Consider the following 23,322-nt stretch of genomic DNA (forward strand, 5'->3'; position numbering starts at 1 on the left):
ATCTCTCAAGGTGCTAGTTCTGCGACGTTTTTTATTAGTTTGTCTCTGAGTTCTTGCTGTTGCTCTTCACTCAATTTGCCACCATTTTCACTGGTGATAATAAATAGATCCTCGGCGCGTTCGCCGATAGTGGTAATTTTAGCGGCATGGAGGTGAACCCCCGAATCAGCGAAGGTGGCGCCGACTGTAGCGAGCAAGCCTGGGGTATCAAGAGCGACAAACTCTAGCAAGGTGCGTTTCTTACTCTTGGTCGGTAGGAAGTCAACCTTCGTGTTGACCTTAAAGTGCTGTAAATTTCGCGGCACACGTCGGGTCTTGATTTTGGTTGGGCGTCCGTCTTCCAAAACGTGAGCAAGATGCTTGATAACTGCTTTGTGTCGACTTTCATCGACAACATCGCCATTTTGGTCCAGCACCATAAAGGTATCGAGCACATAGCCATCTTTACTGGTCATAACTTGGGCGTCGTGAACGTTAAAGTTCCTGCGGTCAAGCTCTGCTACCACACTCGCAAACAGGGCATGTTGGTCTTTGCTGTAAACAAAAACTTCAGTGCCGCCGCGGGTGGCTTTTTTCGATATTAAGATCAACGGCTGTGAGTGGTCTTGATGACGCAATAGGTGTGCACAGTGCCAAGCAATTTGTTTATGGGTATGGCGTAAGAAGTAGTCGGCTTTAAACCTTTGCCAAAGAACTTCAATTTCTCGTGAGTTAAAGCCTTCTTTGCGCAGCAGGGCTGAAGCAAGATGTTGGTTATGACGAATACGCTCTCTGACGTCGACGGGGTTCTCTAACCCGCGGCGCAGAGCACGCTGAGTGGAATAGTACAGCTCAGCAAGCAAGGTACGCTTCCAACTGTTCCACAACTCAGGGTTTGTCGCGCAGATATCGGCAACGGTTAAACAGACCAGATACTCTAAGTACTCTTCGTCGCGCACTTGTTTCGCAAACTCGGTGATCACTTCTGGATCGTAGATATCACGTCTCTGTGCGGTGACAGACATCAGTAAGTGATGTCTTACTAACCATGCGACCAGCTTAGCTTCTGGCTTCGATAAGCCATGTTCGATACAGAAATCGTAAGCTTCACCTTCACCAATCACAGAGTGATCACCACCTCGACCTTTACCTATATCGTGGAAAATAGCGGCGATGATGAGCAACTCTTTCTTGTGAATACGCGGATATACCTCGCAACAGATAGGGTGCTTGCCATGATTACTAGGATCACTAAAGGTATTGATGTGTTTTAACAACCTCACACTATGCTCATCAACGGTGTAAACGTGGAACAGGTCAAACTGCATCTGACCGACGATTTGGCTCCACTGTGGGAGGTAAGCCGCCAAGACACCAAGTTTGTGCATCAAGCTAAAGGCTTTGTGCAGCGCATTTGGGTGTCGGCATAGATCGAGGAATTTCTCTCTTGCTTCAGGAATGGTATGCAGAAACTTATTCAGTCGTCGGCGTGCGGTACGCAATTGGCGCATTGTCGGCGGCGCTACGCCCTCAATGGTAGAGTCATTGGCAATATGCAGGAACATATCCAAAATCGTTTCAGGGCGAGCTTGGAATAGTGCAGGCTTACGAGCTTCGATCAAGTGCCCTCTGCGTTGGAAGTCGTCACTGAGGATTTCTGGATCTGCTTCAATGCCATTGTTGAGGATCGCTTGATCAAACAGCTTAAGCAGCATCTTGTTTAGCTCAGCAACGCGACGAAGAGTGCGGTAGAACTCCTTCATCATCATCTCGACACCACGATTGCCTTCACCCGAATAGCCTAAGTTCTCCGCTACCTGTGTTTGGTGAGCAAATGTGAGTCGGTTGTCATAGCGTTTTAGTTCTATGTGTAGGGCGAAACGAACTCGCCATAGGAAGTCCTGACATTCGACCAGTTCACGGTACTCTGCGTCGGTAAGGAAGCCGTATTGGCTCATCTCAAGTAGAGAGGTCGCCCCAAAATGGCGACGAGCAACCCAACTCAGGGTATGTATATCTCTTAAACCACCAGGGGTGGACTTTATGTCAGGTTCTAAATTGTAGGTGGTATCATGGAATCGCGCGTGGCGGTCGCGTTGCTCTTGTACTTTTGCTTTGTAGAAGACTTCACTGGGCCAGAATGACTCGGAGTGAATAACCCCCCTTAGTTGGTGGAAGGTATCTTCACAGCCACACAGTAGCCGGGCTTCTTGTAGGTTTGTGGCAACGGTAAGGTCGTCTTTACCAATAGCTGCACACTCTTCGACACTTCGAACCGCGTGACCTACCTCCAAGCGTAAATCCCACAGTAAGGTAATGAACTCACTTACTTTACCCGCAAGTGACTCAGGAAGAGTCTTACGCGAAACGACGAGAATATCGATATCCGACAGAGGATGTAGCTCTCCTCGGCCATATCCGCCTACCGCGACGAGACTGATGTTTGGTAAGTTAGCGAAACCGAAATGGTCCCATAGGCGGTTGAGCAGCAAATCAATATACTCCGCTCTACCTAAGACTAAATCAGTCACTGGGTGGTGAGCGAGGAACTCTTGTTTTTGATAATTAGCAAAGTGTTCGAGTTGGCTTTTTAGCTCGCTAATCGAAATCTGGGTGTCTTTAAACGTGAGTGGTGATTGAAAGGGCATACAGCGAATCCATGCAAAATAGTCCTATAGAGAACTAATCTAACAAAATGGTGCCAATAAAAAAATATCCCCGACGAAGCGGGGATATTGTAGGCTGATTTTGATTAAGCGTTGCTCATCATTCGTGGAATGGTATCGTCGCTACGTAATGTTAAAACTTCACAACCTGTCTTGGTAACCAAGATGGTGTGCTCATACTGCGCCGATTTTTTGTTATCGCCTGTGTATACCGTCCAGTCGTCTTCTGCATCGACGGTAACACCAAACTTGCCTGCATTAATCATAGGTTCGATAGTAAAACACATGCCTTCTTTTAAAACGCGGCGATCTTGGTTCTTGTAGTGCACGATCTGCGGCTCTTCATGGAACTCATTGCCAATGCCGTGACCACAGAAATCTTTGACAATAGAGAACTTGTTGCGTGGGTTCTTTTTGTTGTTCTCTTTGATGTACTTTTCAATTGACGTGCCGATATCACCTACGGTCGCGCCTGGTTTCACCTTACGCATACCCACGTAAAGAGCTTCTTGAGTTACCATACATAGGCGTTTGTCTGCCGGTGAAACATCACCAACAAAGAACATTTTTGATGTGTCACCATGGTAGCCTTCCGGGCGTACTGACAGGTCCGCATTAGTATCATTCGGGATAATTACTGTGATATCAACATTAATGATATCGCCGTTTTTTAGTACCGCAGGTTTCACTTGGCCGTTGCTACCCACTTCGTCTGCAGAGGCGGGAATACCATGACAGACGATATGGTTGATTGAAGTACAGATTGATTTTGGAAATCCGTGGTAATCAAGTGGGGCAGAGTATGCACCTTTTTCAATCCCGTAGTCGTGACAAATCTGATTCAATTCGTCTGTTGTCACCCCCTCTTTGATGTGAGGTTCGATCATCTCTAGGATCTCTGCGGCCAAAGCGCCCGCTACTCGCATACGTTCGATTTCTTCAGCTGTTTTAATCTTGATTGACATTGGCTTTCTCTACTTATTTGGTTGCACTCTGAGGCGCCGAATGGGCGCATTCTAGCAGGAACGCCTCATAATGAGAATGATTCTTCTAATAGGTTTAAGGCCGGGTTTAGTGTATTTTGCTACAGTGCAGAGCGTTTTTTACTAGCCACCAAGGGTAAAAATATGGTATAAAGCGCGCCGGAAATGTGGTCAGTTTTCTTTGCTTAATAAATTATTGAGTGGCGAAGCTTATTACTTCCAACTAACTTTTATCTTTAAATCACACACATTCCGTCACATATTCCGGGGTGCTGGGCAGAAGCCTAGTCGGAGTTATGGGGGATGTGGAGGCCTAACCCCATAGAGGATTTTAAAATGGCAACTGTATCAATGCGCGATATGCTAAAAGCTGGTGTTCACTTTGGTCACCAAACTCGTTACTGGAACCCAAAAATGAAGCCATTCATCTTTGGTGCTCGTAACAAGGTTCATATCATCAACCTAGAAAAAACTGTACCAATGTTCAACGACGCTCTAGCTGAACTAGCTAAAGTTGGCGAGAAGAAAGGTAAAGTTCTATTCGTAGGTACTAAGCGCGCTGCATCTGAAGCTGTTAAAGAAGCTGCAATCGCAAGCAACCAGTTTTACGTAAACAACCGCTGGTTAGGCGGTATGCTTACAAACTACAAAACTGTTCGTCAGTCAATCAAGCGTCTAAAAGAACTTGAAGCTCAAGCTCAAGACGGTACTTTTGACAAACTAACTAAGAAAGAAGCTCTAATGCGCACTCGTGAAATGGAGAAGCTAGAGAAATCTCTTGGTGGTATCAAAGATATGGGCGGCCTACCAGACGCTCTATTCGTAATCGATGCTGATCACGAACACATTGCGATTAAAGAAGCAAACAACCTAGGTATTCCAGTTTACGCTGTAGTAGATACTAACTCTAACCCAGACGGCGTTGACTACATCATCCCAGGTAACGACGATGCGATCCGTGCAGTTCAGCTTTACCTAAACGCTGCTGCAACTTCAGTAACTGAAGGTCGTAACAAAGACGTAGCGGTAGCTGCTGAAAAAGATGGTTTCGTAGAAGCTGAATAATAGCGGCTCCGAGTCACACTTAGATTATGTGCAACTTAGTTGTCGCATAAACTGAGTTATAGTTATCAGCAGGGGCCGAAAATGTAGGCCCCTGTTTTTTACCAAATACAGAATCAACTGAGGAATAGAGAATGGCTGTTACTGCTGCTCTAGTTAAAGAACTGCGCGAACGTACTGGCGCGGGCATGATGGAATGTAAGAAAGCGCTTGTTGAAGCAAACGCTGACATCGAACTAGCAATCGAAAACATGCGTAAATCAGGTGCTGCTAAAGCTGCTAAAAAAGCAGGTAACGTAGCTGCTGAAGGCGCAATCATCATCAAAGAAGAAAATGGTGTTGCTGTTCTTCTTGAAGTTAACTGCCAAACTGACTTTGTTGCTAAAGATGGTAACTTCACTGCATTTGCAGAGAAAGTTGCAGCAGACGCTCTTGCATCTAAAGCTTCTGTTGCAGAGCTAGTGGCTAAATTCGAAGAAGAGCGTATTGCTCTAGTTGCTAAGATCGGTGAAAACATCAACATCCGTCGCGTTCAATACGTTGAAGGTACTGCTATTGCTTCTTACCGTCACGGCGAGAAGATCGGTGTAGTTGTTGCTGGTGAAGGCGATGCTGAAACTCTTAAGCACGTTGCAATGCACGTTGCTGCTTCTAAGCCAGAGTACGTTAACCCAGAAGACGTGCCAGCTGACGTAGTCGCTAAAGAGAAAGAAGTTCAAGTTGAAATTGCTATGAACGAAGGCAAGCCTGCTGAGATCGCAGAGAAAATGGTTGTTGGCCGTATGAAGAAATTCACGGGCGAAATCTCTCTAACTGGTCAAGCATTCATCATGGAGCCTAAGAAATCTGTAGGCGAAATGCTGAAAGAGAAAGGCGCTTCTGTTGCTACATTCGTTCGCCTAGAAGTAGGTGAAGGTATCGAGAAAGCAGAAGAAATGAGCTTCGCTGAAGAAGTCGCTGCTGCTCAAAAAGGTTAATCCTTAGAGATACGCACAAAGTTTAGACCGTAGCCAAGGCTGCGGTCTTTTTACGACTAACGGACAATCGTTTAGCCGTGATGGATGTAGACTTTTGAAGTCTCAATCCATGACTGTTAATCAACAACTCTCTTTTGGAAGGTAAACTCCATGACTACGAACCCTAAACCAGCGTATCAACGTATTCTGTTAAAACTGAGTGGCGAAGCTCTTCAAGGAGAAGATGGTTTCGGCATTGATCCTGCGGTTCTTGATCGTATGGCCCAAGAAGTAAAAGAGCTGGTTGAACTTGGTGTTCAAGTTGGTGTGGTTATCGGTGGTGGTAACCTTTTCCGTGGTGCCGGTCTTGCTGAAGCTGGTATGAACCGTGTTGTCGGTGACCACATGGGGATGCTAGCAACGGTAATGAATGGTCTAGCGATGCGTGATGCCCTGCACCGTGCTTATGTAAACGCTCGCGTAATGTCTGCAATTCCTCTTAAGGGTGTGTGTGACGACTACAACTGGGCAGATGCAATTCGCGAACTACGTCAAGGCCGTGTGGTTATCTTCTCTGCAGGTACGGGGAACCCATTTTTTACCACTGACTCTGCTGCATGTTTGCGCGGAATTGAGATTGAAGCGGATGTAGTTCTAAAAGCGACAAAAGTTGATGGTGTATTTACCGCAGACCCAGTAGCAAACCCAGACGCAGAGCTGTATGATAAGCTTTCATTCAATGCTGTTCTTGAAAAAGAACTAAAAGTAATGGATTTGGCAGCATTTACATTGGCACGTGACCACAAAATGCCAATCCGTGTATTCAATATGAATAAGCCAGGCGCACTACGTCGCGTGGTTATGGGTGAAGCAGAAGGCACGCTGATCAGCGACGCTGAGTAATTCTTATCGCCGCAGTATAAATGAATTGTACTGCGGTATTGCCTTTTGAAAACTCCCGATTAAGCTTTCTTCAAGAAAGATTTACACATTAAGGTGATATTGTGATTAACGAAATCAAACAAGACGCTCAAGAGCGCATGGATAAAAGCGTAGAAGCGCTAAAAAACAACCTTTCTAAAGTTCGCACAGGCCGTGCACACCCAAGTCTACTGTCTGGAATCTCTGTGGAGTACTACGGTGCGCCAACGCCTCTAAACCAGGTTGCGAACGTAGTCGCTGAAGATGCTCGTACACTGGCAATCACGGTATTTGATAAAGAGCTAACACAAAAAGTTGAAAAAGCGATCATGATGTCTGACCTAGGTCTAAACCCTATGTCCGCTGGTACTATCATTCGTGTACCACTTCCACCGCTAACGGAAGAGCGTCGTAAAGACCTAGTTAAAATCGTACGTGGTGAAGCTGAAGGCGGCCGTGTTGCGATTCGTAACATTCGTCGTGACGCTAACGGTGATCTCAAAACGCTACTAAAAGACAAAGAAATTTCTGAAGACGAAGATCGTAAAGGTCAAGAAGAGATTCAGAAAATTACTGATGCAGCTGTGAAACAAGTTGATGAAGTGTTAGCAGCGAAAGAAAAAGAGTTGATGGAAGTCTAATTCTCCATAAACTTTCTCAATAAAGAGCGCTGTGCTCGCAGCACAGCGCTTTTTTATGCTACTCTCTGTCCCCTGCTGATTATTCATCAACGTCTTATGCAAAACTCACAACTCTCTCCTGATTTACTCCCGAAACATATCGCAATCATCATGGATGGCAATGGTCGTTGGGCCAAAGCACAAGGTAAGCCACGTGTCTTTGGGCATAAGAACGGTGTTGCTGCCGTACGTAAAACGATTTCAACTTCTGCAAAGCTAGGTATCAAAGCCGTTACCTTGTTTGCGTTTAGCAGTGAAAACTGGCGACGACCTGAAGAGGAAGTCGGTGTGTTGATGGAGCTATTTATTACCGTACTTTCAACTGAAGTAAAAAAACTGCATAAGAACAACTTACGCTTACGTATTATTGGTGATACGTCGCGCTTTAACGAGCGTTTGCAAAAGAAGATTGCACAGGCTGAAGCTTTGACCGAAGGCAATTCAGGCATGGTCATCAATATCGCAGCTAATTATGGCGGTAAGTGGGATATTATGCAGGCGACGAAAGCAATTTCAGCTAAGGTTGCCGCAGGTGAGTTGAATCAAGATGATATTAGCGAAGAGCTAATCACCAAGCATCTCACTATGGCAGATTTACCTGAAGTTGATTTGATGATTCGAACCAGTGGAGAATGCCGCATCAGTAACTTTATGTTGTGGCAGATGGCTTACGCTGAAATGTACTTCACTCCGATTTACTGGCCAGAGTTCGATGAAAATAGCTTGATTGAAGCCGTAACTTGGTTTGTAAACCGTGAGCGCCGTTTTGGTTGCACAGGTGAACAAGTTAAAGCTCTGATGGAAAGCGAATAAAGGATCAAAGCTTGAAACAAAGAATTATAACGGCGCTTATCTTAGCGCCATTGGTAATATTAGGCATATTCAAACTTTCTCTACCTATGTTTATGGTCGCGATTGGCGCCGTAACGCTGATCGGGTTCTGGGAATGGACTCAATTTGTTGATACATCGTCACGGATGTTCGCCCTGATTCCTACAGTGTTAGTCAGTGCTGTTACGGTATGGCTTGTACCGTCCGATACATTGAACCTAAATTTGGTCACCCAACCGCATTATATTATTCTAGGGATCGGTTGTATTTGGTGGTTAGTCGCGAGCGCACTTGCCATTACTTATCCTAAATCTTCTTCTCTATGGCAAAGTTCTAACTTTTTGCGTTATGGGTTCGGCATTTTAACTCTATTGCCATTCTTCTGGAGTGTGCTTCTTCTGCGTGCAGAAGGCATCGATGCAGACCCTTATCACGGTGCTAAACTGGTCCTGTACGTTTGCTTCATTGTTTGGGCTGCAGATAGTGGTGCCTACTTCGCGGGTAAGAGCATGGGCAAGAATAAGATGGCTCCATACGTTAGCCCAAATAAGACTATAGAAGGCCTAATTGGCGGAATTATTACTGCAATCCTAGTCGGCTGGGGAACGGCATTCTGGTTTGATATTCAATTTGCTAGCGGGTTTATTATGGTTGGTATCACTCTGGTGACGGTAGTGATTTCAGTGCTTGGTGATCTGGTTGAGAGCATGTTCAAGCGCGTAGCTGGTATAAAAGACAGTAGCAACATTATTCCAGGGCATGGCGGTGTACTTGACCGTATAGACAGTTTGACTGCCGCTTTCCCTGTGTTTGCATTCCTCTACTTCACATTTTAAGGCAAGCTTCGGCTTGCCCTATTCATTAATGGTTTGTTGCTATGCGTAAGTTAACGATTTTAGGTGCGACTGGCTCAATTGGAGCAAGCACGTTCAAAGTCATTGAGCAAAACCCTGCAAAGTTCTCAGTAGTAGCGCTTGCTGCCGGGCAGAACGTCGACAAAATGCGTCAGCTGTGTCAGAAGTGGCAGCCTAAGTATGCAGTCATGGTTGATGAACAAGCTGCACTGAAACTAAAAGCTCAGTTAATCGAACTAAAAATTGGTACCGAAGTGAGAGCCGGTGTTGATGCCATGTGTGAGATTTCATCTTGCGATGAGGTTGATACCGTTATGGCAGCAATTGTTGGTGCTGCGGGTCTATTACCAACCATGGCGGCAGTAAAAGCAGGTAAACGCGTGCTGCTTGCAAACAAAGAAGCGCTGGTAATGTCTGGGCAACTGTTTATCGATGCGGTTGAAGAATATGGCGCTGAACTTCTCCCTGTAGACAGCGAGCATAATGCTATTTTTCAGTGTTTACCTAGTGAGGTACAAACTCATTTAGGCCGCTGTGATCTTACGCAACATGGGATTTCCAATATACTACTGACTGGCTCTGGTGGTCCTTTCCGCTACAGCGATATCAGCGCTTTAAGCGAAGTAACCCCGGAGCAAGCCATTGCTCACCCTAATTGGTCAATGGGGCCAAAGATTTCTGTTGACTCTGCGACCATGATGAACAAAGGGTTGGAGTATATTGAAGCGAAATGGTTGTTTAACACCTCTCGTGATCAGCTAAAAGTGCTCATTCACCCTCAATCAGTTATCCATTCTATGGTCCAATATCGAGATGGCTCCGTGTTGGCGCAAATGGGCGAGCCCGATATGGCAACACCAATCGCATTAACCCTGTCTTATCCAGAGAGAGTTAAGGCAGGTGTCGCACCACTCGACTTTACTAAGGTAGGGGAGCTGACCTTTCTTGAGCCTGATCTTGCTCGTTACCCGTGCCTTAAGCTTGCGATTGACGCGTGTTACGAAGGGCAGCATGCAACCACTCTACTTAATGCAGCTAATGAAATTGCAGTCGATGCCTTTTTGAGTCATCGACTTAAGTTTACTGATATTGCAATAGTAAACGAACAAGTAGTTAGTAAACTTTGCGCCTCAGTCAGTCAGTCACATTGTGCTGACTTGGAAAGTATTCTTGAGCTAGATAGAATAGCAAGAGAGTTAGCAGCCAATATCATAAGTGGACGTACACTATGACGGGTATCATCTGGAATTTTGTTTCCTTTATTATTGCACTCGGCATTTTAGTCGCAGTACATGAATTCGGCCATTTTTGGGTAGCGCGTCGATGTGGCGTTCGAGTTGAAAAGTTCTCGATTGGTTTTGGTAAATCAATTTGGAGTAAAGTCGGCAAGGATGGCACAGAGTACAGCATTTCTGTCATCCCTCTAGGCGGCTATGTGAAAATGCTCGATGGTCGACTAGACGAGCTGGCTGAAGGTGAGCATGAGTTTGCTTTTGACCGTAAGCCACTTTGGAAGCGAACGGCGATTGTTGCTGCCGGTCCCATTTTCAATTTCTTGTTTGCGGTATTTGCTTACTGGTTAGTATTCCTAATTGGCGTTCCTGCGGTTAAACCAGTTGTTGGTCAAGTTACGCCTTACTCTATTGCTGCCGAAGCGGGATTGGAGCCGGGAATGGAACTTAAAGCCGTTTCCGGCGTCAAAACTGCGGATTGGGAATCGGTCAATATGGGGCTCATTTCTCATATTGGTGATAATCAGTTAACCATGACTGTTGCTCCTGCAGAGGGGGTGGGAATAGAGCAAACTAAGTATTTTGACTTAACGAATTGGAACTTTGACCCAGAGAAAGAGTCTGCTATGTCAGCCTTGGGCTTTGTTCCATTTACACCGCCAGTGACAGCCAAGCTGACTAATGTGTCAGAAGGTGGGGCTGGTGAGCGGGCTGGTTTAAAAGTAGGTGATTTACTGACCAAGGTTGATGGTGTTGAGATCGGCCAATGGCAGCAGGTGGTAGAAAGCATTCACAAAAGCCCAAACAAGCCATTGAACCTTGAAGTGGAGCGTGATGGAGAGCTTTTATCATTAGTGATTACACCTGATAGCCGTGAGCTATCCAATCAACGAGTGATAGGTTTTGCTGGAATTACACCTGAGGTCGCAGAATGGCCAGAAAATTATCGCTTCGATCTGCAATTTGGTGTAATTGAATCAGTCGGAAAGGCGGTTGAAAAAACAGGCCAGGTCATTGACTTAACCATTAGCATGTTGAAAAAACTGATTGTTGGTGATGTTGGTCTTAATAACTTGAGTGGGCCTATTTCGATCGCGAAAGGAGCCGGGACAACAGCCGATTATGGCTTAGTCTACTTCCTAGGGTTCCTTGCATTAATCAGTGTGAACTTAGGGATTATTAACCTTGTACCGTTGCCAATGTTGGACGGCGGACATTTATTGTTTTTTGCTATTGAGGCTGTAATAAGACGCCCAGTTCCAGAAAAGTTTCAGGAAATGGGTTACCGTGTGGGCGGTGCAATTATCTTCTCTCTTATGGCAGTGGCAATTTTCAATGATTTTGCTCGTCTATAACCGAGTAAAGGTTGAAGTAAGGAATAACTAAAACAAAATGGCGATGAAAAATATTCTGTTTGCGACCCTGTTAGCGACAAGCGTGAGCGCAAACGGTGCCGAGAACTTTGTAGTTCAAGATATTAAAATTGAAGGCTTACAACGTGTTGCACTGGGTGCGGCACTATTGAAAATGCCAGTACGAATTGGCGATACCGTAGGGAACCAAGATGTCTCTGAGATGATCCGAGCTTTATACGCTACGGGCAACTTTGAAGATATTAAAGTTCTACGCGACAACGATGTACTTGTTGTTCAAGTAAAAGAGCGTCCAACTATCGCGAGTATTTCCTTCTCAGGGAACAAGGCGATTAAAGAAGAACAGCTGCAGCAAAACTTAGATGCTTCAGGTATTCGGATGGGTGAAGCTCTTGATCGTACAACGCTATCAACGATTGAAAAAGGCCTTGAAGACTTCTACTACAGCGTTGGTAAATACAACGCGACGGTAAAAGCCGTTGTCACACCACTGCCACGTAACCGTAGTGACCTTAAGTTTGTCTTTACTGAAGGCGTGTCGGCGAAGATTAAACAGATCAACTTTATTGGCAACGAAACGTTCGCTGATGAAGAGCTAGTAAACCGTTTTGAGCTGAACGTTGATGTTGCCTGGTGGAACTTCCTTTCTGATGATAAGTATCAAAAGCAAGTCTTAGCAGGTGATATCGAAGCGCTAAAATCTTACTATTTAGATCGTGGTTATCTGAAGTTTCAGATCGATTCTACTCAGGTTGCCATTTCACCCGATAAAAAAGGCGTTTATATCACCCTAGGGTTGAATGAAGGTCTGCCGTACACGGTCAAAGATGTCAAATTCCGTGGTGAGTTAATCGGTAAAGAACAAGAATTTGAAAAACTGGTGACGTTCGAAGCGGGGGAAACCTATAACGGTTCAGCGGTCACTAGTTTAGAAGAGAATGTTAAGCGACTACTTGGTGAAGCGGGTTATGCTTACCCACAAGTGCGTACCATTCCTGAGTTTGATGATGAGAACCAATCAGTTTCTTTGGTGGTGAATGTAGAAGCGGGTAAACGTATCTATGTCCGTGACATTCGTTTTGTCGGCAACAATGCAACTAAAGATGAAGTATTGCGCCGCGAAATGCGTCAAATGGAAGGCAGTTGGCTCAACTCGAAATCGATTGAAACAGGTAAAAATCGTCTTAACCGTTTAGGTTACTTTGAAACGGTGGATGTACAAACCGTACGCGTACCTGGTAGTGAAGACCAAGTAGATTTGGTTTACAACGTTAAGGAAGCTAACTCAGGAAGTATCAACTTTGGTGTTGGCTACGGTACTGAATCAGGTATTAGTTTCCAAGTAGGTCTGCAGCAAGATAACTTCGCAGGTAGTGGTAACCGCGTTGGTATCAACGCGATGATGAATGACTATCAGAAAAATGTCAGTTTAGACTACCGAGATCCATACTGGAATCTCGATGGTGTCAGTTTGGGTGGTAAGATCTTCTACAACGAATTCGAAGCGAAAGAAGCGAACATCGTTGACTATACCAACGAAAGTTATGGCGCGAGTCTGACATGGGGTTTCCCATTTGATGAACTTAACCGTTTCGAATTTGGTGTGGGTTTAACTCACAACAAGATTGGCAATGTACCGACTTACGATCAGGCCCAGCTGTTTGCCCAAAGTATTGGTCAGCCGAACGGTGATATTATTACCAACGACTTTGATTTGAATGTGTCGTGGACGCGCAACAATTTGAACCGAGGTTACTTCCCAACAGCAGGTAACTATCAGCGTGCATTTGCTAAGGCAACCGTACCAAGTTCTGACGCACAATACTTTAAGCTGCAGTATGACGTTAGACAGTATGTGCCGTTAACTAAGAAGCATGAGTTTACCTTATTAATGCGTGGCCGCTTAGGTTACGGGAATGGTTACGGTAAGACAGATGGCAATGATAACTTGTTCCCATTCTACGAAAACTACTATGCAGGTGGCTTTACCACTTTGCGCGGTTTCCGCTCGAACAGTGCAGGTCCAAAAGCGGTCTACACAGTCAATGGTAATCCAAGCACTTGTAATACCGACTCTTGTTTGACAGCAACTGACGACTCGGTAGGTGGTAATGCTATCGCCCTAGCGAGTATGGAGCTTATCGTACCGACTCCATTTGCTTCTGACGATTTCAGAAGTCAGATTCGTACCAGTATGTTTGTCGATGCGGCAAGCGTGTGGGATACAGAGTTTGTTTACGACTCTAAATATACAGGTACTCGCTACTACAATGACTACTCTGATCCAATGAACTACCGTGCTTCATACGGTGCAGCGCTGCAATGGATGTCTCCAATGGGGCCGCTAGTCTTCTCCGTTGCGAAACCAATTAAGTCTTATGAGGGTGATGACGAAGAATTCTTCACATTCACCATCGGCAGAACCTTCTAATATAAAGGAAAATACAGTGAACAAAACTATTAAAGCGGCTGGTCTTGGCCTTCTAGTAATGACGTCTTCTTTTTTTGCCAACGCTGCTGAAGCTGCTCAGAAGATTGGTTACGTAAACACTGCTCAAGTATTTCAGGCTCTTCCTCAGCGTGAAGTGGTAGCGCAAAAACTTCAAGATGAATTCAAAGATAAATCTTCTGAACTTCAGGCCATTCAGGCTAAAGGCAAGGGTAAGGTTGAAAAGCTCAAGCGCGATGGCGAGTTGATGAGCCAAGACGATATCGACAAATTGCGTCTAGAGATTGGCCAACTAGAGAATGAACTGAAGCTAAAAGCGCAGTCTTTCGAAAAGCTAAGACAGCGTCGTCAAGCGGAAGAAGAGCAAAAGCTATTTAAAACTATTCAATCAGCAATCAATAAAGTAGCCGAGAAGCAAGGCTTCGATATGGTACTGGAGCAGCAAGCTGTGCGCTTTTCTAAACCAGAAAATGATATTTCTAAAGCTGTAATTGACTCACTAAAATAATTATTTATGACGACTCTTTCTTTGGCTGAATTGGCCACGATTACTGGTGGAGAGCTACATGGTGATGCAACGGCTGTTGTCACCATGGTAGCACCAATGGACAGTGCACAGGATGGTCATGTTACTTTCCTGTCTAACCCTAAATACGCAAAGCATCTTGCTGAGTGTAAAGCGACACTTGTGATGGTTAAAGAGGCACAACGTGAGCTTTGCTCCGGTAATGTACTTGTCGTTGATGACCCTTACGTTGCATTTGCTAAAGTGGCGCAAGCGCTCGACACTACGCCAGCCCCTGCTCAAGATATAGCCCCCTCAGCGGTCATTGCTGACAGTGCCCAATTGGGTGCCAATGTTTCCGTTGGTGCTAATGCTGTGATTGAGTCGGGTGTTGAGCTAGGTGATAACGTTGTTATTGGCGCAGGCTGTTTTGTGGGTAAAAATGCCAAGCTTGGCAACAACACTAAGCTATGGTCGAATGTTTCGATTTACCATGAAGTGTCATTAGGCTCGGATTGTTTGGTGCAAGCAAATACCGTAATTGGCTCTGATGGTTTTGGTTATGCGAACGAAAAAGGTGAGTGGGTTAAGATCCCTCAGCTAGGTTCTGTGTGTATAGGTAATCGAGTTGAAATTGGCTCTTGTACGACCATTGACCGTGGTGCGCTTGATGACACCGTGATTGAAGACAATGTTATCCTTGATAACCAGCTTCAGATCGCCCATAACGTACACATCGGATATGGTACAGCCATCGCGGGTGCTACGATTATCGCAGGCAGTACTAAGATAGGCAAATACTGTATTATTGGTGGTGGTGCTGTGATCAACGGTCACATTGAGATTACCGATGGCGTGACAATTACAGGTATGGGTATGGTCATGCGCAGCATCGAAGAGAAAGGTATGTACTCTTCTGGCATCCCACTACAACCAAATAAAGAGTGGCGTAAAACAGCAACTCGTGTGCATCGTATTGATGACATGAATAAGCGCCTAAAAGCGGTAGAAAAGCTGCTAGAGAACGACAAAGACGCCTAACTCTAACATGGTTCAAAAAGGCTCGCGTATTGCGGGTCTTTTTCATCTATAATGCCCGTCAGATACAAAATTAGCATTCAATATAGGAATATGACTTTGACTACTGAAAACAAAACGATGAACATCACTGAAATTCAGGAATTGTTGCCGCATCGCTACCCTTTCTTACTTATTGATCGTGTGATTGATTTCCAAGAAGAGAAATATCTAACGGCGATTAAGAATGTTTCAGTGAATGAGCCTCAGTTTACAGGTCATTTCCCACAACTACCTGTATTCCCGGGTGTACTGATCCTTGAAGCAATGGCTCAGGCAACTGGCTTATTGGCATTCAAATCATTCGGTGCTCCTTCAGACAACGAGCTATACTATTTCGCAAGTGTAGACGGTGCTAAGTTCCGTAAACCAGTGGTACCAGGTGACCAACTGGTGATTGAAGTTGAATTCTTAAAAGAGCGCCGTGGTATTGCTGCATTCAAAGGCACAGCAAAAGTTGACGGCGAAGTAGTATGTTCTGCTGAACTAAAATGTGCTCGTCGAGAGTTTTAATATGATTCATGAAACGGCTCAAATTCATCCTTCTGCTGTCATTGAAGGTGATGTAAAAATCGCAGCTAATGTGACTGTTGGTCCATTCACCTATATCTCGGGAACGATAGAGATCGGTGAAGGTACTGAAGTGATGTCACATGTTGTGATCAAAGGTCATACAACCATCGGTAAAGACAATCGTATTTTCCCCCATGCTGTGATAGGTGAAGAAAACCAAGACAAGAAATATGGTGGCGAACAGACAACAGTAGTGATCGGTGATCGCAACGTAATCCGCGAAGCGGTACAAATCCACCGTGGCACCACTCAAGATAAAGCAACAACCGTGATTGGTAATGATAATCTGCTGTGTGTTAATGCACACATCGCCCATGACGTTATTGTTGGTAACCATACTCACGTTGGCAACAATGCTATCCTTGGTGGTCACGTTACCCTTGGTGACTATGCCGGTGTTATGGCTCTTTCAGCGATTCACCCGTTCTGTAATATCGGTGCTTACTCATACACTGGCGGCTGCTCTGCTGTTGTTCAAGACGTGCTTCCTTACGTACTTGCGCAAGGTAACCACGCCACACCGTTTGGCCTAAACCTAGTAGGTCTTAAGCGTAACGGTTTTGAGAAGCCAGAAATCCGTGCTTTGCAGAAAGCGTACAAAGAAATTTACCGTTCGGGTAAAACGCTTGAAGACGCAAAAGCAAGCCTAGTTGAAATGGCAAAAGAGTTTGAATCAATCAAACCTATGCTAGAGATGTTAGAGATTTCTGAGCGCGGTATTATTCGCTAATATCACTTGTGAAGCTGCATAAAAGATCGCAATCTTACGGTTGCGGTCTTTTTTACTTTTTAAAGCAACAAATTAGGTAGGTCATTCAGCAATGGAAAAACCACTACGTATTGGCATTATCGCCGGCGAACTGTCAGGAGATACTTTGGGAGAAGGCTTTATCAAAGCGATTAAAGCGCAATATCCAGATGCAGAGTTTGTTGGCATTGGTGGCCCGAAGATGATCGCTCAAGGCTGTGAGTCTCTGTTCGATATGGAAGAGCTCGCTGTTATGGGCTTGGTTGAAGTGTTGGGACGACTACCAAGGCTGTTAAAAGTGAAAGCTCACTTGGTAAAGTATTTCAGCGATAATCCACCGGATGTCTTTGTCGGTATTGATGCTCCAGATTTCAACTTACGCCTTGAACTCGATCTAAAGAAGAAGGGGATCAAAACAGTTCACTATGTCAGCCCTTCAGTTTGGGCATGGCGTCCAAAACGTATCTTCAAAATTGATGCGGCGACCGATCTTGTACTGGCCTTTTTACCGTTTGAAAAAGCCTTCTACGACAAATATAACGTTGCATGTGAGTTTGTAGGACACACTTTAGCAGACTCGATTCCGCTTGTACCGGATCAAAAACAGGCGAGAGCCTTGCTTGGCCTAAAGCAAAACAAGCAGTGGTTAGCTGTACTGCCTGGCAGTCGTGGCGGTGAAGTCGGCTTGATTGCTGAACCCTTCATTCAAACCTGTCGTGAAATCAAGCAAAAGCATCCAGACATTGGCTTTGTTGTGGCTGCGGTGAATGATAAACGTCGCCAGCAATTTGAACAGATCTGGCAGTCTGTTGCGCCAGATCTCGACTTTGTTATTGTTCAAGACACTGCGCGAAACGTGATTACGGCTGCTGATGCAGTATTACTTGCCTCAGGCACAGTTGCTCTTGAATGTATGCTGCTTAAGCGCCCAATGGTGGTTGGCTATAAAGTTAATCGATTAACCGGTTGGTTGGTACAGAAACTGGCAATCACCCAATATGTCTCTTTGCCTAACATCTTGGCAGGAGAAGAGTTGGTGAAGGAGTTTATTCTCGATGAATGTGCTCCTGAGTACTTAGTTCCTGCCGTCGATAAGATGCTAAATAGTGATAACCAAGAGCTCATTGATCGCTTTACTGATATGCACAAACTCATTCGCAAAGATGCCGATGTACAGGCCGCTAAAGCTGTACTTAAGTTGATCGGCAGAGATAAACAAGATGACTAAACAAAACAAAGAATTACCGCCGTTTGAATATCCACAGGGATACCTTCGTATCGCTGGTGTTGATGAGGTTGGGCGTGGACCGTTGGTTGGCGATGTTGTGACGGCCGCTGTTATCTTAGACCCCAACAATCCAATCGAAGGTTTGAACGATTCAAAGAAACTGTCTGAGAAAAAGCGTTTGGCTTTACTCCCTGAGATTAAACAAAAAGCACTAGCTTGGTCGGTGGGGCGTTGCTCTCCAGCAGAAATTGATGAACTTAATATTTTGCAAGCGACTATGGTTGCGATGCAAAGAGCAATTTCTGGCTTAGAGGTACAACCTGATTTAGCCCTGATTGATGGCAACCGTTGCCCTGAGTTAACCATGGACTCGCAAGCGGTCGTCAAAGGCGATTTACGCGTTGCTGAAATTGGTGCCGCTTCGATTATCGCTAAAGTGGTGCGTGATCAAGAGATGGAAGAGCTCGATAAGCGTCATCCACAGTTTGGTTTTGCTCAGCACAAAGGCTATCCAACTAAGGCGCATTTTTCAGCGATTGAACAGCATGGTGTTATCGCTGAGCACCGTAAAAGCTTTAAGCCAGTAAAGCGTGTGCTAGGTATCGAGTAGCTAGACTCTTTCGGGGGTATATAAGTCGAAGGTTTTCACTTAATATACCTCAAATATCTCTATCATTTGTAACCGCTTCGGACCCTATTCATGTCAGACCCTAAGTTTATCCACCTTCGAGTTCATAGTGACTTCTCTATGGTTGATGGCCTCTCTAAAGTGCCACCCTTGATAAAGAAGGTCGCTGAAATGGGGATGCCTGCCGTAGCGCTCACTGACTTTAGCAACTTATGTGGATTGGTTAAGTTTTATGGCACCGCTCATGGTTGTGGTGTAAAGCCAATTATTGGTGCTGATTTTGTTATGCAGTCACCTGAGTTTGGTGATGAGCTAACCAAGGTGACAGTGTTAGCCGCAGATAATGTCGGTTACAAAAATCTTACTTTATTAATCTCCAAAGCGTATCTGCGCGGGCATGTTCAGCATCAACCCGTTATCGATAAAGAATGGCTAGCAGAGCTTTCAGAAGGCGTGATCGTTCTTTCTGGTGCTAAAAGTGGTGAGGTAGGTAAAGCATTGCTTAAAGGCAATCAGAAGATTGTCGAGCAGTGTGTCGAGTTTTATCAGACTCATTTTCCTGATCGTTTTTACCTTGAATTAGTTCGAACTGGGCGCGCTGATGAAGAAACGTACCTGCACTTTGCTTTAGAACTTGCAGATCAATATGATCTCCCTGTTGTCGCCACCAATGATGTGGTTATTCTTGATGAAACCTTGTTTGATGCCCATGAAATTCGTGTCGCGATTCACGATGGTTACACGTTAGAAGATCCCCGTCGACCAAAAAACTATAGTCCTCAGCAATATCTACGTAGTGAAGAAGAGATGTGTGAGTTGTTCTCTGACATCCCAGAAGCGCTGGAAAATAGCGTTGAAATTGCTAAGCGCTGTAACGTTACAGTTCGCCTTGGTGAGTATTTCTTGCCTGCGTTTCCAACCGAAGGTATGGAAGAGACTGAGTTTCTGGTGAAAAAGTCAGAAGAAGGTTTAGAAGAACGTCTAGAGTTTCTGTTTCCTGATCCTAAAGAACGAGCAGAGCGTCGCCCAGAGTACGATGAACGTCTTAAAATCGAGCTGGAAGTCATCAACAATATGGGATTCCCTGGCTACTTCTTGATCGTAATGGAGTTTATCCAGTGGTCAAAAGACAACGAGATCCCAGTAGGCCCGGGGCGTGGTTCTGGTGCAGGTTCATTGGTGGCTTATGCGCTTAAGATCACCGACCTTGATCCACTTGAATACGATCTGCTGTTTGAACGTTTTCTTAACCCCGAACGTGTATCCATGCCCGATTTTGATGTCGATTTCTGCATGGATAAGCGCGACCAAGTTATCGACCACGTTGCTGAAATGTATGGCCGTGATGCGGTATCGCAGATCATCACTTTCGGTACTATGGCAGCGAAGGCGGTAATTCGTGACGTAGGCCGTGTACTTGGTCATGGCTTCGGTTTTGTTGATCGCATCTCGAAACTGGTTCCGCCAGATCCGGGTATGACGCTAGAAAAAGCATTCAAAGCAGAACCTGCACTGCCTGAGCTGTACGAAAACGACGAAGAAATTAAAGAGCTGATCGATATGTGTCGCATCTTAGAAGGGTGTACACGTAACGCAGGTAAGCATGCTGGTGGTGTTGTAATATCGCCAACTACAATTACTGACTTTGCGCCGATTTATGCTGATGCGGAAGGTCACTTCCCCGTCACTCAGTTCGATAAAAACGACGTTGAAACTGCGGGTCTGGTTAAGTTTGACTTCTTAGGCCTGAGAACATTAACCATCATCGATTGGGCGCTGGGCTTGATTAACCCTCGTCTAGAGAAAGAAGGCAAACCACTGGTCGCGATTGAGTCGATTCCACTCGTAGACCAAGCTTCTTTCAATCTGCTGCAAAATTCAGAAACCACTGCGGTATTCCAGCTCGAATCTCGCGGTATGAAAGAGCTGATTAAACGCCTTCAACCAGACTGTTTCGAAGATATTATCGCTCTGGTAGCGCTGTTCCGTCCCGGTCCGCTGCAATCGGGCATGGTAGATAACTTCATCGACCGTAAACATGGACGCGAAGCGGTTTCTTACCCAGATGAGCAGTGGCAGCACGAGTCTCTGAAAGAGATTCTAGAGCCAACCTACGGCATTATCCTCTATCAGGAGCAGGTAATGCAGATCGCTCAGGTGCTCTCTGGCTATACGCTTGGCGGCGCAGATATGCTTCGCCGTGCTATGGGTAAGAAAAAACCTGAAGAGATGGCTAAGCAGCGCGCTACCTTTGAAGAGGGTGCGATCGCCAATGGTGTTGATGGCGAGTTGGCGATGAAGATCTTCGATTTGGTGGAGAAGTTTGCCGGCTACGGCTTTAACAAATCGCACTCAGCCGCCTACGCGCTGGTTTCGTACCAAACGCTGTGGCTTAAAACGCATTACCCGGCCGAATTTATGGCGGCGGTAATGACGGCCGATATGGATAACACCGAGAAAGTCGTTGGTCTGGTCGATGAGTGTTTCCGTATGAAACTCAAAGTGCTGCCGCCAGATATCAACGCAGGTTTGTATCGTTTTAATGTCGATGAAGATGGTGCGATTGTTTACGGCATCGGTGCTATCAAAGGAGTGGGTGAAGGCCCAATCGATGCTATTCTCGAAGCGCGCAACAAAGACGGCCATTTTAAAGACCTATTCGACTTCTGTGCTCGTATCGACCTGAAGAAGGTTAATAAGCGAGTCATTGAGAAACTCATTTACGCAGGCGCGTTGGATCGCCTTGGTCCGCACCGAGCGGCGATGATGGCATCGTTAAATGATGCGGTAAAAGCTGCTAGCCAACATCACCAAGCCGAAGCCTTTGGCCAAACGGATTTGTTTGGCGTGTTGACCGAGGCTCCTGAAGAAGTTGAGAATAAGTACACCAAAGTTGAGCCATGGCCAGAAAAAGTTTGGCTTGAAGGTGAGCGTGATACTTTAGGTCTTTATTTGACCGGGCACCCAATAAATGCCTACATAAAGGAACTTGGTAAGTACACCAGTTGTCGACTAAAAGACGCAACGCCAACCAGACGTGATCAAAGTGTTACCATTGCTGGTCTTGTGATTGCGGCTCGTGTGATGACTACCAAGCGTGGTACGCGTATTGGTATTATGACACTCGATGATCGCAGTGGACGTATGGAGGTGATGTTGTTCTCCGATGCGTTAGATCGATATGCAGAATTGTTAGAAAAAGATAAAATTTTGGTTGTTTCTGGACAGGTCAGCTTTGATGATTTCAATGGTGGTCTTAAAATGTCCGCGCGCGAGGTTATGGATCTCGGGACTGCTCGTGAAAAATATGCACGGGGATTATCAGTTTCCATCGATCAATCGCAAATCAATGACCGATTTTTTGAGCGTTTTAGTCAAATACTAGAGCCTCATCGGGCGGGTAGCGTTCCTGTCCATGTATACTACCAACGCTCTGATGCCCGGGCGCGTTTAACGTTAGGTACAGAATGGCGAGTGACGCCAAGCGACGCATTATTAGATGATTTAAAACAACTACTTGGGAAAGGCCAGGTAGAACTCGAATTTAACTAAGTTCGGTACAACGCCACCGAATCATAAAGGATCTATAGATGAGCCTGAATTTTTTAGAATTTGAAAAACCAATCGCAGAGCTAGAAGCAAAAATTGAAGCACTTCGTGATGTATCTCGTCATGGTGGAGAGTCTGGTGTTGATCTTGAAAAAGAGATCGAACAACTAGAGAAGAAGAGTCTAGAGCTTAAGAAGAAGACCTTCAGCGATCTTGGTGCTTGGGAAACTGCCCAACTTGCTCGTCACCCACAGCGTCCTTACACGCTAGACTATATTGAACACGCATTTACAGAGTTTGATGAGCTTGCTGGCGATCGCCATTACGCTGACGATAAAGCTATCGTTGGTGGTATGGCACGGTTAAACGGTCGCCCTGTAATGATCATTGGTCATCAGAAAGGTCGTGAGACAAAAGAAAAAGTGAAGCGTAACTTTGGTATGCCGAAGCCGGAAGGTTACCGTAAAGCTTTGCGTTTAATGCAAACCGCTGAACGCTTTAATATGCCTATCATCACTTTCATCGACACCGCAGGCGCTTACCCTGGTGTTGGTGCAGAAGAGCGCGGCCAATCTGAAGCTATCGCTACTAACCTAAAAGTGATGTCGGGTCTGAAAGTGCCTGTTATCTGTAACGTTGTAGGTGAAGGCGGCTCTGGCGGCGCATTAGCGATTGGTGTGGGTGACTATGTGAATATGCTTCAGTACTCAACTTACTCGGTTATTTCTCCAGAAGGTTGTGCATCTATCCTTTGGCGAGATTCTGATAAAGCACCGCAAGCTGCAGAAGCGATGGGTTTGATTGCTCCGCGTCTTAAAGAGCTAGAACTTATCGATGAAATTATCGAAGAACCTCTCGGTGGTGCACATCGTGACCATCTGCAAATGGCGCAAAACATGAAAGCGACCCTAGTTCGTCAGCTTGAGGAGCTGGAAGCTTTCGACAACGACACGCTTCTTGAGCGTCGTTACCAGCGTCTAATGAGCTACGGCTACTGTTAATCTATGTGATTTGAGACAGAAGGCTGA

Annotated in this window: 19 protein-coding genes; 17 read left to right on the forward strand and 2 right to left on the reverse strand. The window is 45.4% G+C overall.

What is annotated here, in order from left to right; genetic code table 11:
- Window positions 1-5: 5 nt before the first annotated feature.
- Window positions 6-2,627: a bifunctional uridylyltransferase/uridylyl-removing protein GlnD gene (glnD, locus tag APB76_RS04610; RefSeq protein WP_054961979.1), complete on the reverse strand. Its 2,622-nt coding sequence runs from the start codon at window positions 2,625-2,627 to the stop codon at window positions 6-8.
- Between the two features lie 104 nt (window positions 2,628-2,731).
- Window positions 2,732-3,610: a type I methionyl aminopeptidase gene (map, locus tag APB76_RS04615; RefSeq protein ID WP_049842807.1), complete on the reverse strand. Its 879-nt coding sequence runs from the start codon at window positions 3,608-3,610 to the stop codon at window positions 2,732-2,734.
- 354 nt (window positions 3,611-3,964) lie between these two features.
- On the opposite strand from map, the gene rpsB reads away from it, so the two are divergent.
- From rpsB to accA, 17 genes are all read left to right on the forward strand, one after another.
- Window positions 3,965-4,693: a 30S ribosomal protein S2 gene (rpsB, locus tag APB76_RS04620; protein ID WP_049842806.1), complete on the forward strand. Its 729-nt coding sequence runs from the start codon at window positions 3,965-3,967 to the stop codon at window positions 4,691-4,693.
- A 131-nt stretch (window positions 4,694-4,824) separates the two neighbouring features.
- Complete coding sequence (gene tsf, locus APB76_RS04625; RefSeq protein ID WP_054961978.1) at window positions 4,825-5,667, forward strand: translation elongation factor Ts; 843 nt, start codon at window positions 4,825-4,827, stop codon at window positions 5,665-5,667.
- 150 nt (window positions 5,668-5,817) lie between these two features.
- Entirely contained in the window at window positions 5,818-6,549 is a 732-nt protein-coding gene (pyrH, locus tag APB76_RS04630) for a UMP kinase (RefSeq protein ID WP_038139540.1), read from the forward strand.
- A 101-nt stretch (window positions 6,550-6,650) separates the two neighbouring features.
- On the forward strand, window positions 6,651-7,208 hold the full coding sequence (gene frr, locus APB76_RS04635; RefSeq protein ID WP_054961977.1) for a ribosome recycling factor: 558 nt from the start codon (window positions 6,651-6,653) through the stop codon (window positions 7,206-7,208).
- Between the two features lie 96 nt (window positions 7,209-7,304).
- On the forward strand, window positions 7,305-8,060 hold the full coding sequence (locus tag APB76_RS04640) for a polyprenyl diphosphate synthase (protein ID WP_049842803.1): 756 nt from the start codon (window positions 7,305-7,307) through the stop codon (window positions 8,058-8,060).
- Window positions 8,061-8,071: 11 nt separating this feature from the next.
- Window positions 8,072-8,914: a phosphatidate cytidylyltransferase gene (locus tag APB76_RS04645; protein WP_049842802.1), complete on the forward strand. Its 843-nt coding sequence runs from the start codon at window positions 8,072-8,074 to the stop codon at window positions 8,912-8,914.
- Between the two features lie 41 nt (window positions 8,915-8,955).
- Complete coding sequence (ispC, locus tag APB76_RS04650; protein WP_049842801.1) at window positions 8,956-10,164, forward strand: 1-deoxy-D-xylulose-5-phosphate reductoisomerase; 1,209 nt, start codon at window positions 8,956-8,958, stop codon at window positions 10,162-10,164.
- Entirely contained in the window at window positions 10,161-11,519 is a 1,359-nt protein-coding gene (gene rseP / locus APB76_RS04655; protein ID WP_049842800.1) for a sigma E protease regulator RseP, read from the forward strand. Before ispC ends, rseP begins: the two co-directional genes overlap by 4 nt.
- Before the next feature lie 37 nt (window positions 11,520-11,556).
- Window positions 11,557-13,968, forward strand: a complete 2,412-nt coding sequence (bamA, locus tag APB76_RS04660) for an outer membrane protein assembly factor BamA (RefSeq protein WP_049842799.1) — start codon at window positions 11,557-11,559, stop codon at window positions 13,966-13,968.
- 16 nt (window positions 13,969-13,984) lie between these two features.
- Window positions 13,985-14,494 (forward strand): OmpH family outer membrane protein, encoded by a 510-nt coding sequence (locus APB76_RS04665; RefSeq protein WP_049842798.1) that lies wholly within the window; start codon window positions 13,985-13,987, stop codon window positions 14,492-14,494.
- 6 nt (window positions 14,495-14,500) lie between these two features.
- A complete protein-coding gene (gene lpxD, locus APB76_RS04670; RefSeq protein ID WP_054961976.1) occupies window positions 14,501-15,532 on the forward strand; it encodes a UDP-3-O-(3-hydroxymyristoyl)glucosamine N-acyltransferase in 1,032 nt (343 codons plus the stop codon).
- Window positions 15,533-15,628: 96 nt separating this feature from the next.
- Entirely contained in the window at window positions 15,629-16,081 is a 453-nt protein-coding gene (gene fabZ / locus APB76_RS04675) for a 3-hydroxyacyl-ACP dehydratase FabZ (RefSeq protein ID WP_139152290.1), read from the forward strand.
- A 1-nt stretch (window position 16,082) separates the two neighbouring features.
- Entirely contained in the window at window positions 16,083-16,871 is a 789-nt protein-coding gene (gene lpxA / locus APB76_RS04680; protein ID WP_054961975.1) for an acyl-ACP--UDP-N-acetylglucosamine O-acyltransferase, read from the forward strand.
- 91 nt (window positions 16,872-16,962) lie between these two features.
- Window positions 16,963-18,117, forward strand: a complete 1,155-nt coding sequence (gene lpxB, locus APB76_RS04685; protein ID WP_054961974.1) for a lipid-A-disaccharide synthase — start codon at window positions 16,963-16,965, stop codon at window positions 18,115-18,117.
- Complete coding sequence (gene rnhB / locus APB76_RS04690) at window positions 18,110-18,727, forward strand: ribonuclease HII (protein ID WP_054961973.1); 618 nt, start codon at window positions 18,110-18,112, stop codon at window positions 18,725-18,727. The genes lpxB and rnhB overlap by 8 nt, the downstream gene beginning before the upstream one ends.
- A 90-nt stretch (window positions 18,728-18,817) precedes the next feature.
- A complete protein-coding gene (gene dnaE / locus APB76_RS04695) occupies window positions 18,818-22,297 on the forward strand; it encodes a DNA polymerase III subunit alpha (RefSeq protein ID WP_054961972.1) in 3,480 nt (1,159 codons plus the stop codon).
- A 38-nt stretch (window positions 22,298-22,335) separates the two neighbouring features.
- Entirely contained in the window at window positions 22,336-23,295 is a 960-nt protein-coding gene (gene accA / locus APB76_RS04700) for an acetyl-CoA carboxylase carboxyl transferase subunit alpha (RefSeq protein WP_054961971.1), read from the forward strand.
- Window positions 23,296-23,322 lie beyond the last annotated feature (27 nt).

Origin of the sequence: Vibrio bivalvicida (genome assembly GCF_001399455.2) — a bacterium.
GTDB lineage: Bacteria > Pseudomonadota > Gammaproteobacteria > Enterobacterales > Vibrionaceae > Vibrio > Vibrio bivalvicida.